This is a genomic window from Pseudoclavibacter sp. RFBG4 (assembly GCF_002931515.1).
Classification (GTDB): domain Bacteria; phylum Actinomycetota; class Actinomycetes; order Actinomycetales; family Microbacteriaceae; genus Pseudoclavibacter.
The window spans coordinates 35344-45737 of sequence record NZ_PSYC01000016.1 but is presented as its reverse complement, the minus strand read 5'-3'; the positions used below and the strand labels follow the sequence as shown (position 1 = coordinate 45737).

Here is a 10394-nt window from a genome sequence, read left to right as displayed (position 1 = left end):
CTTGCAAGAACAAGTGGCAGATGCTGATCTTTCTTTCGGACTGTCCGGCCCGTGCGACCCGCTCTCGCGTTTCGCTCCGTTGGCCTGACGAGTGATTACATTACGCAGGGAGCCAGCGGCACACAACTCGGGGCACATCCCGGGCGTGTCGAGCTCTCCGGCCCGCTCGCTGGCGGGCCACCGGCACTGGCGTCAGACTGCGTAGACCCGCCGCGCGCCGCCGTCGAACTTCTCGAGTGCGCCCGTCTCGCCGGCCCGGACCGCGCGACCGCCGAGCCAGAGCGCGTAGACGAGATACAGCGCGAGGGCGGCAGCCCCGATCCCGATCTTCACCGGCCACGGCCAGTCCTGCCTCGTCACGAACCCCTCGACCAGGCCGGAGATGAACAGGAAGATCGTCGTGCCGATCGCGACGACGATGAGCGCACGGCCATCGTCTGCCAGAGACTGCATGCGAGTCTTCGCGCCAGGGGCGACCCAAGCCCAGAAGATGCGAAGCCCAGCACCCGCCGCGACGAACACCATCGTGAGTTCGAGCAGTCCGTGCGGCGCGATCCAGAGGAAGAACACATCGAGGTGCCCGTGCGCGCCCAGCACCGCGGCGCTCTGGCCGAGCCCGAGCGCATTCTGCACGAGCACGACCGGCACCCACAGGCCGGTGATGCCGAATGCGATGCACTGCGCGGCGATCCATGCATTGTTCGTGAAGACCCTCGCCGCGAAGCTGGATTCCGAGAACTGCGAGTAGTAGCCGACGAAGTCCTCTTCCGCGTACTGCTCCAGCGCGGCCTCGGAGCCGAGGAATCCGAGGATCTCCGGGTTCGCCGTGATCCACCAATAGCTGAGCACGCCCACGAGCAACGTGAACACCGCTGCACCGAGCGTCCACCACCGAACGCGGTAGAGCGCAGCAGGCAGGGCGAGGGTGAAGAACGTTCCGAGGACCAGCAGGATGTTGCGCCCTGCCCCAGTGAACCTGCCCCGCGCCCGCGAAAGCTGCACGGACAGGAATTCTCCCTCGCGGGTCTCGCCGTAGCTCGTTCGGAGGGCCGAGAGCTCGGTCGACGAGTCCTGGTATCGCGTGATGAGCTCGTCGATCTCGGCGCCGGTCAGATTCCGGTGCCGAGCCAGCGCCCCCAGGCGCCGCCAATCCGCCGAACGGGCGGTTGTGAGAGCTTCAAGATCCATCTGTTTCAATACTGCCATGGCCACTCAGACGAGACCACGGGAACGCCTGAGCGTCAGCGACGAGCAGCTCGTCGCCGGTGAAGGCGTGCATCTCGACGTCCGGCCAGCGGGGTTCGCGCTGCGCGCGGCATCGGCCGCCCTCGACGCACTGGTCTACCTGGTCGGATACGTCGGCCTCCTCATCCTGACCATGACGGTCCTTTCGAGCGACGACTTCCCGTTCGCCATCGACGAGGCGCTCATGAGCGCCATCGCCCTCTCGCTTCTTGTCGTCTGCCTCGTCATCGCTCCGTGTGTCGTCGAGACCCTCTCCCACGGCCGATCGGTCGGGAAGCTCGCCACCGGACTGCGCATCGTGCGCGACGACGGGGGTGCGTCGGGGTTCCGGCAGGCGCTCATCCGCTCCCTGCTCGGATTCATCGAGCTCTACGGCACCTTCGGCGGTATCGCCATCATCACCGGCCTCGTGAACAGCAGGGCCAAGCGACTCGGCGACATCCTGGCGGGCACCACCTGCCAGCGCGAACGGGCCCCGAAGCTCAGAAGCCACCTCGGGCCGATGCCCCCGCAGCTCATCGCCTGGGCCGGGATCGCCGACGCTGGAAGGCTGCCGGACCGCACCGCTCGCCGCGTCCTGGACTACCTCGACCAAGCTGAGCACCTCACCCCAGCGCACCGGGACCGAGCCGCCGGCGAGATCGCGCGCGAGACACTCCCCCACGTGCACCCGATCCCCGACGTCGACGCCGACACCTACCTGCGAGGCCTCGCCGTGCTGCGCCGCGATCGAGAGCTCGCGGCGCTCTCCGCAATCGACCGGCGGGAGATGGCGCTGGCCCCCACGCTCAACGGCATGCCCCACTCGTTCCCGGACCGAGGCTGAGCCGCGGGTCCGAACCCGGTTCCGCGGCGGGCCGGGCCAGGACCCGACTGCGCACTGCCGCGCGGACAGCCGCAGCCCGCCAGAGTTCTCCTCTGGCGGGCTGCGGCTTCGAGCGTGCCGTCCGCTGCGCGGCGGGCGAGATTCAGTACCGGTAGTGGTCGACCTTGTACGGGCCGTCGACGGCAACGCCGATGTAGTCGGCCTGCTCGGGGGTCAGCTCGGTGAGCTTCACGCCGAGGGCATCCAGGTGGAGACGCGCGACCTGCTCGTCCAGGTGCTTCGGCAGCACGTGGACACCGAGCGGGTAGGCGTCGAGACGCTGCCAGAGCTCGAGCTGCGCCAGCACCTGGTTCGTGAAGGAGCTGCTCATGACGAAGGAGGGGTGGCCGGTCGCGTTGCCGAGATTCAGCAGTCGCCCCTCGGAGAGCACCAGCAGCGAACGTGCATTCGGGAGGCGCCACTCGTGCACCTGCGCCTTGATCTCGACGCGAGTCGCACCGGCGAGGCCCTCGAGCCCGGCCATGTCGATCTCGTTGTCGAAGTGCCCGACGTTGCCGACGATCGCCATGTGCTTCATGCCGAGCATGTGCTCGAGCGTCAGCACGCTCTTGTTGCCCGTGCACGTGATCCAGATATCCACCTGGTCGAGGACGTCCTCGACCTTCGCGACCTGGAAGCCGTCCATGGCGGCCTGCCAGGCGCAGATCGGGTCGACCTCGCTGACGATGACTCGCGCGCCCTGGCCGCGAAGGGCTTCTGCCGCCCCCTTGCCGACGTCCCCGTAGCCGACCACGAAGGCGGTCTTGCCGCCGATGAGCACATCGGTCGCGCGGTTCAGCCCGTCGGGGAGCGAGTGGCGGATGCCGTACGTGTTGTCGAACTTCGACTTCGTCACCGAGTCGTTGACGTTGATGGCCGTGAACTGCAGCTCGCCCCGCTCGGCGAGCTCGTACAGGCGGTGCACACCGGTCGTCGTCTCCTCCGTGACGCCGCGCACCTCGTCCGCGATGCGGCTGAAGTGGCCGGCGTCGACGGCGAGCGAGGCACGGATGGTGTCGAGGACAACCCGCATCTCGACGCTGTCCGCGTCGCTCGCGTCACGGACGGCTCCGGCGATCTCCGCCTCCCGGCCGAGGTGCACGAGCATCGTCGCGTCGCCGCCGTCATCCAGGATGAGGTTGGGGCCGACGGCACCCTCGGCGCTCCAGTCGAAGATGCGCGAGGTGCACCACCAGTACTCCTCGAGCGTCTCGCCCTTCCAGGCGAACACGGGGATGCCCTTCGGCTCCTCGACCGTGCCGTCTGGTCCGACGGCGACGGCAGCGGCGGCTTCGTCCTGCGTGGAGAAGATGTTGCAGCTGGCCCAGCGCACCTCGGCACCGAGGTCGGTGAGGGTCTCGATGAGCACCGCGGTCTGCACCGTCATGTGCAGCGAGCCGGCGATGCGTGCGCCGGCGAGGGGGTTCTGCCCCGCGTACTGCGCCCGCAGCGCCATGAGCCCAGGCATCTCGATCTCGGCCAGACGGATCTGGTGGCGCCCCGCCGGCGCGAGGGCCAGATCTGCGACGACGAACGGACGTTCGGTGGAGAGCTCGATACCTGACGTTGGTGCCATGACTGCTGCTTCCTTGCTACGGGGGTGGTGGATGCTGCCGGTCTGCTACTCGGCTCGGATGAGGCCGAGCACCTGGTCGCGCAGCGACTGCAGGCGCGCCTCGTCCTTCGCCTCGGCGTTCAAGCGCAGAAGCGGCTCGGTGTTGGACGCGCGCACGTTGAACCACCAGAAGCCGGTCTCGTCGGAGCCGCGGACCGTGAGGCCGTCGAATTCCTCGAACTCCGCGGTGCTCGCGAAGGCGTCGACGATGCGCGCGAGCGCCGCCGGGACGTCGGCGACCGTCGAGTTGATCTCACCTGACGCGAAGTAGGGGTTCTCGAGCCCGCCGATCTCCGAGAGCTGCTTGTCGGAGCCACCCACGGCGGCGAGCACGTGCATCGCCGCGAGCATGCCGTTGTCGGCGCTCCAGAAGTCGCGGAAGTAGTAGTGCGCAGAGTGCTCCCCGCCGAAGACCGCATTCGTGGCGGCCATCTGCGCCTTGATGAGCGAGTGGCCGACCTTCGTCTGGACGGCCTTCGCGCCCTCCTGCCTGATGGCTTCCGGAACGTGACGCGAGACGATGAGGTTGTGCAGGATCGTCGGCTCGGTCTCGCCAGCAGCACGGACGCGCGCGATCTCGCGACGCGCGACGATGGCGGTCACGGCGCTCGGAGAGACGGGCTCACCCAGCTCATCGATGAGGAAGCAGCGGTCCGCATCGCCGTCGAAGGCGAGTCCCAGATCGGCGCCGTGCTCGATGACGGCGGCCTGCAGGTCGACGAGGTTCTTGGGGTCGAGCGGGTTGGCCTCGTGGTTCGGGAACGTGCCGTCGAGCTCGAAGTACATGGGGATGATCTCGAGCGGCAGGGCTCCGAGACCGGCCGCCTCGCCGAGCACGGCGGGGACCGTGAGGCCGCCCATCCCGTTGCCGGCGTCGACGACGATCTTGAGCCGACGGATGCCCGAGAGGTCGACCAGTTCACGAAGGTACGCCGCGTAATCGGCGAGCACGTCGATGCGCTGCTCGTCACCCGGCCGCTCGACGGGGGCGATGCCCTCGTCGAGGAAGGCCGCCGCGCGATCCCTGATCGCGGAGAGGCCCGTGTCGAAGCTCAGCGCCTTGGCGCCGGCGAGCGACAGCTTGATGCCGTTGTAGGCGGCGGGGTTGTGGCTGGCGGTGAACATCGCCGCGGCGGCGTCGTACCGGCCGGACGCGAAGTAGTCCTCGTCGGTCGAGCAGAGCCCGATGTGCGTGACGTTCGCGCCCCTCGCGGTCGCGCCTCGAGCGAAGGCCGTCGCGAAGCCCGGAGAGGAGTCGCGCATGTCGTGACCGACCACGACCGTCTGGCCGGAGAGCGCGAATTCGTCGACGAAGCCAGCGCCGAGCGCCGTCACGAGCGTCTCGGTGAGCTCGCTGCCGACGAGCCCCCGAACGTCGTAGCTCTTCACGACACCGGAGAGAGAACCCCGCTCGTCAGTCGACGCGGGTGCGATTGCCACAGAAGTCATGAACCCAAAACTACCGGACGCATCATGCTCCAGCCCTGCGGTGGCGTCGAACGCTCCGCGTGGCGCGCACACAGGTCGTAGCTGTGGGGTTCGGCAGCGATCGCAAGCGGGCCGATGACGGCGAGCTTGTCCTCGTAGTCGAAGGTCAGCGTGTACTCCGCCTTGCGGGTGCACGCGACTCGTGAGCATGGTCGATTGGACATCGGCGCAAGTCTACGCCGGGCGTAAACTCGCAGGCATGCCACGTCGACGCCGGGAGAAGAAGTCCGAGAACGCCAGGAGGCAGGCCCGCCCTGAGCGTGGCCTTGCCCGCGGCAGGCACGGCAGGGGCATCCGCTCGAGTGTCGCCGGACCGTACCTGCCGATGCTCACGGGTCGGGTGGTCAGGTTCGAGAACCACGTGGCCGATGCGATGAACTACCTGCGCGCAGCCAACCCCGAGCGGCTCGCGAACGTGCAGGTGGACATCGCGAACGTGCCCAAGACGCTGCAGCATGCGGATGGCATGGACCGCTGGCACGTCGAGTCGCCGAACCGCATCATCCTGTACCGGGTCGCGATAGATCGCCTTGCGCGCCTGCACTGCGAGGACCCGGTGCACTATCGGATGCTCGTGGAGCGGTGCGTGCTGCAGGCCGTCGCCGAGCTGCTCGGCTCCGACCCGTGGGACATCGCCCCGGAGCGATTCGGCGACGAGTGAGCTCCCCCGCCGCCTGCCCGCCTCAGCGGTAGACGGTGATGACCTCGGCGAGCGGGTTGGCCGCATAGCTCGGGATGGCGGCGAGCTGGCCGTCGCCAGCATAGGCGAGCTGGACGGAGACCCGGTCGAGTCCCTCGAGCCGGTACTCGCGCGACGCCTCCACGTCGATGGACGTCGTGCCGTGGGCCGGGATCGTGACGGCCGTCTCCGTGCCGTCGTCCGCGATGAGCGTGGCGGACTTCTCGACCCCGTCGGCGTCCGCGAGCTGCAGCTTGGGAGACGGGCCGTTCGGCACGGCCACGACCTGGCTGTCGCTCAGGACGGGGACCGGCAGGTACCAGGCCAGGTCGGATGCTGTGGCGGTCGCCGTGGTCTGAACGGCGGCGACGACGGGGTTGCTCGCGTCGATCTCGAGCGTGTACTGGCCGATCGGATACCCCGTCAGGGGGATCTCCGTGGTGCGCCCGCCTTCGATGGTGAGCGAGATCGGCTCAAGGGCGGTGCCGGCAGCGTCGCGCACGTCGACGGTGAGCTCCGTCTGCTCGTCTCCGGGTGCGAGGACCCGCAGCGTCGCGCCGCGCTCGAGCACCAGCGTGCCCTCGGCTTCCGACGCGGTGCTCGTCGAGGGGACCCCGACGATCGAGAGCGAGGTGCTCGGCGCGTCCTGGGCCCCGACGATCTCGATGCCGCTCGGCGTCGCGCCTGAGGTTCGGGTCTGGTGCAGCGTCGAGATGATGCTCCCGGAGACGGCTTCCACGTGCACGACCAGATCCCCGCGATCGGGCGCGACCCCCTCGAGGCTCACGACCTCTCGACTGCTCGCGGGCACGACGATCTCGCGGATCGTCGGAGCCTGCACGACGCCGTCTGCCGTCGAGACCGTGACGCGCACGTCGGCGGCCTGGTCTGCGGAGTTCACCATGACGAGCTGCGTACTGCTGCCCTCGGCCGTGCTGCCACCGACCAGCCACTGCTCCGCGGACGGCATCCGGCAGGCCGTAGCGGCGAACCCCCCGGCCGAGGGCTGCGCGAGCTCGAGCGTCTGGGCCGCAGCGAACGCTGTCGGCGACCCGTCCTCGGTCAGACCCGGCACCGTGAAGCGCACGGGAGCGAGTGCCTGCTGATCGTCTGCCGCAGGGGTGGACGCGACGACCGGCTCGACCTCGAGCCCGTCCTCGTCGCCCGCGAGCCGGATGCTCGTGGTGCCGAGCGTCGCGGGGAGCGTCGGGTCATCGGTCGCGAGCCCGAGCAGTGTGAGAGGGCCGGGGCACACGCGATCCTGTGCGCTCGCGACGGGACTCACGAGGACCGAGTTCGCGGAGGCGACGACGACGCCCTCTGGCGCCAGCTGCACGGCGGCGACGACGCCCCCGACCGCGACGATGGCGGCGCCGACGCTCAGGGCACGCCAGACCGGCCGGCGTCCGTGCCGCTTTCCTGGCGCCTTGCGGGCCGCATCGTCTGCGGCTCGCGCCTCGGCGATCACCTTCGACTCATCGAGCGTCATGGTCGCCTCCCCGTGCACCTGTGCCGAGCACGTCATCGTCGTCTTCGAAGTCGTCGACCGTCAGCGCGGTGACGTCGCGCCGCAGCATCCGCTCGTCACTGCCGTCGGTGTCGCCGTCGAGGTCGTACCACGGTCGCCCGCTGGTCTTCTCCCGGCGCCGCACGTCGGCGGCGCGCGCGCTGAGTCCCCCCGTCGGGAGGGCGGCGAGGAGCGTCAGGGCGAGGAGCACACCCTGCACGATGAGCATCGACCGGCCCAGCGTGGTGCCCGTGTTCGCGGTATCGAGAGGACCGGAGACGCTCGGGTCCGTCGGCTCGAGCGTCGGGCCGACGACCTGCCACAGGGTGCCGAACTCCGTCGCGCCGGCCGGGCGCAGTCCGAAGTTCGCATCGAGGGAGGAGATGAGCCGCCCCTCCATGGTCGCGGCGTCGCTCCCGCCCTCCGGGACGAGCAGGTAGCTGATGCCGAGCGCGTGCAGCTCCTCGGTCGGACGGTACGAGGAATCTGAGGCGAAGTTGACGGCAAGCTCGGCCAGACGCTGGTCGCCCGCAGAGAAGCCGACGCTCGTGGTGCGCAGCGTCGACTGCGAATCCAGGCTGTCGCCGGTGCCGCGCTCGAGCCGCACCTCGAGGGCACCGCTCGCGAGCGGCGCGATCACGAGGGTTCCGACCTCGTCGGAGGCACGACCCTGAGCATCCACGATGGCAGGCAGCGACCGGCCGTCGCCGGCACCGACCAGTGCGTCGCCGCGCAGCAGTGCCGTCGCGGGAAGAGCGGCCAGGAGGGCGATGCCGATCAGCGCGACGCCGGCGAAGACCTGGGAGAGGCGGGGGCGGAGCGCAGCGAGCGTCGCCGCCGCCGAGATCAGGGCACCCAGCCACATGAGCGACTGCGCGCTGCCTGGCCACAGCGAGATGCTCTCGACCCCGACGTGCGAGAAGCCGAAGCGGCTCGCCGCCGCCGCGGTCACGAAGCCGAGCAGCAGCAGCTGCAGGCCGAAGAGGGAGGCGCGCCAGTTTCGGCTGCCTGGGGCGAGCACCGCCAGGAGGAAGAGCGGGGCGATCAGGGCAGCGGCGACGATGGGAACCGCAGGGAAACCCTCGAGCAGCCCGCCAGCCCAGCTCGGGTCGTCGAGCAGGGACCCCGGGAAGCCGAGGAGCATCTGCCACGCATCAGGAGCAGTACTGGCGAGCGGGACGCCAGGGTCGGCGAAGAGCGCGAGCGGGCGCCCCCGGTTCCACTGCGCGACGGCGAGCGGCGCGAAGAGCACCAGGGTCGGCACCGCGGTCAGCAGGCGCTGGACGAAGCCGCGCCCGCCGATGACGAGCCACACGAGCCACACGATGGCGATCGGGAGGGCGAGGATCGGGGCGGATGCGATCGCAATGGCTGCGAGCAGCCCCGTCGCGGCAGCACGCGACCAGTTCCTCGACGCGCTCAGCGCGGAGAAGATGAGCCAGGGGAGCACGAGGTGCGCGATGACGGCGGCGATGCGCCCTTCCGCGAGTGCGACGACGAGCGGTGGCGCGAGCATCCACGCGAAGGCGGCGAACGCCCGCAGTCCGGCCCGGTTGGTGAGGCGCGCCACGAGGAGCCATGCCCCCATCGCGGCGAGCGGGAGCGCGAGCAGCCACAGCAGCACGATGCTGAGGCTCGGGTGCCAGAAGGTGAGGGTGCCGAGCACCGCGAGCACGTAGGTGAAGGGGTCGGCGACGCCGAACGCGCCGTCCCCCACATCTCGGACCCCATAGCCGGTGCGCCCCCAGAGCGTGCCGACGGAATCGGCCAGCGGCAGGAGGCCCCCGCCGGAGAGGGTGGACTGGCCGATGAGGGACAACCCGAGGCCGAGGCCCAGGACGGTCGAGACGAGCAGCACCCAGAGGCCGCCGGAACCGACGAGCGAATACCGCTCGCGCTCCTCGTGCGTGAGGGCACGCAGCTCCTCACGCTGCAGGCCGAGCGTCTTCTGGTTCTCCTCGGCGCTCACGAGCAGCGGCTCGATGACGGTCCAGGGCTCGGTTCGCGTCTTCGCGAACTGGGTCCTCGAGCGGGCGGCCCCGGTCTTGCCGAATGTCACCCTCGACGCCGAGCGGAGCTCGGCGAGGATACGGCGCGGACGCTTCCGCACGAGGTGCCAGATGCCCTTGAGCAGCGCGATCGGGATGAGCAGCAGCCGCAGGGCACCGAACGCCGCTGCCGGCGTCTTCGTCAGGCTGCGGTGCACCCTGGCGGTGTCTCTTGCCGCCTCCACCGCCGAGGCGCTCATCCCGGGGTTCATCGCGGCCGTCCCCGGCGCTTCGGGATCGCAGGCGACTCGAGCGGAGGGGGTCAGCAGCACCCGGCCTCCGGCAAGCCACACCCGCGTGCAGAAGTCGAGCGCGTCATCGACGGCGGGAAGGCCGGGGTCGAAGCCCTCGAGCGCAAGCCACGGCTCGCGGCGAACCAGCATGCCGCCGGCCGCGACGCCGAGGACGTCCGAGTCCTGGTCGAACTGGCCCTGGTCCAGCTCGTCCTCGCGAAGGCGCAGGCTCTCGCCGTTCTGCAGCATCGACTGGCCGAATTCGACGAGCGTCGCGGCGTCGTCGCTGCGGACGAGCTTGGGGCCGGTCACCTCGAGCGAGGGGTTCCGCTCGGCGGTGTCGAGGAGCTGCTCGAGGGCATCGTGCTCTGGAGCGTTGTCGGCGCTGAGCAGCCAGAGCCAGTCGCCCTCTGACTGCAGCCCCTGCTCCTCGAGGACGGCCACCGCCTCGGCGACGGCGGCCCCGAACGTCGTCTCGGTCTCCAGCGTCAGCAGGATGTCGGGTTCGGCCGCGCGCATGACCTCGAGGGTCGAGTCCGTCGACGCGAGATTCACCATCACGACGCGGTCCGGGATACGCGACGATCCCTCGAGCGCGGCGATGGTGCGCTCGAGCGAGCGCGACGCATCTCGCGCGACAAGGATTGCGGTGACTCCGGGACGCATTGAACGAATGGTATTCGGCTCCCCCGAGCGATGCCGCATTGCGAGCGG

Annotated in this window: 8 protein-coding genes; 2 read left to right on the top strand and 6 right to left on the bottom strand. The window is 69.8% G+C overall.

What is annotated here, in order from left to right; all coding sequences use genetic code 11:
* Positions 1-192: 192 nt before the first annotated feature.
* The gene (locus C5E10_RS04195; RefSeq protein WP_104330579.1) at positions 193-1188 is read right to left on the bottom strand and encodes a stage II sporulation protein M; all 996 of its coding nucleotides are present in this window, start codon (positions 1186-1188) and stop codon (positions 193-195) included.
* Positions 1189-1204: 16 nt separating this feature from the next.
* Between C5E10_RS04195 and C5E10_RS04190 the strand changes: the two genes are divergently transcribed.
* Positions 1205-2071, top strand: a complete 867-nt coding sequence (locus tag C5E10_RS04190; protein WP_104330578.1) for an RDD family protein — start codon at positions 1205-1207, stop codon at positions 2069-2071.
* A 142-nt stretch (positions 2072-2213) separates the two neighbouring features.
* On the opposite strand, the gene ahcY is transcribed toward C5E10_RS04190, so the two are convergent.
* Genes ahcY through C5E10_RS04175 form a run of 3 tightly spaced genes read right to left on the bottom strand, consistent with a single transcriptional unit; the run spans position 2214 to position 5377 of the window.
* Positions 2214-3686, bottom strand: coding sequence for an adenosylhomocysteinase (gene ahcY, locus C5E10_RS04185; RefSeq protein ID WP_104330577.1), 1473 nt, complete (start codon positions 3684-3686; stop codon positions 2214-2216).
* A 45-nt stretch (positions 3687-3731) separates the two neighbouring features.
* Complete coding sequence (locus C5E10_RS04180) at positions 3732-5174, bottom strand: phosphomannomutase/phosphoglucomutase (RefSeq protein ID WP_104330576.1); 1443 nt, start codon at positions 5172-5174, stop codon at positions 3732-3734.
* A complete protein-coding gene (locus C5E10_RS04175) occupies positions 5171-5377 on the bottom strand; it encodes a DUF3499 family protein (protein WP_082774968.1) in 207 nt (68 codons plus the stop codon). The genes C5E10_RS04180 and C5E10_RS04175 overlap by 4 nt, the downstream gene beginning before the upstream one ends.
* Before the next feature lie 35 nt (positions 5378-5412).
* Here C5E10_RS04175 and C5E10_RS04170 point away from each other — a divergent pair, with 35 nt between their 5' ends.
* Positions 5413-5874, top strand: a complete 462-nt coding sequence (locus tag C5E10_RS04170; protein WP_181057986.1) for a hypothetical protein — start codon at positions 5413-5415, stop codon at positions 5872-5874.
* A gap of 22 nt (positions 5875-5896) precedes the next feature.
* Here C5E10_RS04170 and C5E10_RS04165 read toward each other — a convergent pair whose 3' ends face one another.
* Positions 5897-7381, bottom strand: coding sequence for a DUF5719 family protein (locus C5E10_RS04165; RefSeq protein WP_146080149.1), 1485 nt, complete (start codon positions 7379-7381; stop codon positions 5897-5899).
* A complete protein-coding gene (locus C5E10_RS04160) occupies positions 7368-10346 on the bottom strand; it encodes a glycosyltransferase (RefSeq protein ID WP_181062635.1) in 2979 nt (992 codons plus the stop codon). The genes C5E10_RS04165 and C5E10_RS04160 overlap by 14 nt, the downstream gene beginning before the upstream one ends.
* Positions 10347-10394: the final 48 nt, after the last annotated feature.

What these genes read in the sequence shown, in the direction of transcription:
- C5E10_RS04195 (WP_104330579.1), bottom strand. Translation starts at nt 1,188, where the DNA reads ATGGATCTTGAAGCTCTCACAACCGCCCGTTCGGCGGATTGGCGGCGC.
- C5E10_RS04190 (WP_104330578.1), top strand. Translation starts at nt 1,205, where the DNA reads ATGGCCACTCAGACGAGACCACGGGAACGCCTGAGCGTCAGCGACGAG.
- ahcY (WP_104330577.1), bottom strand. Translation starts at nt 3,686, where the DNA reads ATGGCACCAACGTCAGGTATCGAGCTCTCCACCGAACGTCCGTTCGTC.
- C5E10_RS04180 (WP_104330576.1), bottom strand. Translation starts at nt 5,174, where the DNA reads ATGACTTCTGTGGCAATCGCACCCGCGTCGACTGACGAGCGGGGTTCT.
- C5E10_RS04175 (WP_082774968.1), bottom strand. Translation starts at nt 5,377, where the DNA reads ATGTCCAATCGACCATGCTCACGAGTCGCGTGCACCCGCAAGGCGGAG.
- C5E10_RS04170 (WP_181057986.1), top strand. Translation starts at nt 5,413, where the DNA reads ATGCCACGTCGACGCCGGGAGAAGAAGTCCGAGAACGCCAGGAGGCAG.
- C5E10_RS04165 (WP_146080149.1), bottom strand. Translation starts at nt 7,381, where the DNA reads ATGACGCTCGATGAGTCGAAGGTGATCGCCGAGGCGCGAGCCGCAGAC.
- C5E10_RS04160 (WP_181062635.1), bottom strand. Translation starts at nt 10,346, where the DNA reads ATGCGTCCCGGAGTCACCGCAATCCTTGTCGCGCGAGATGCGTCGCGC.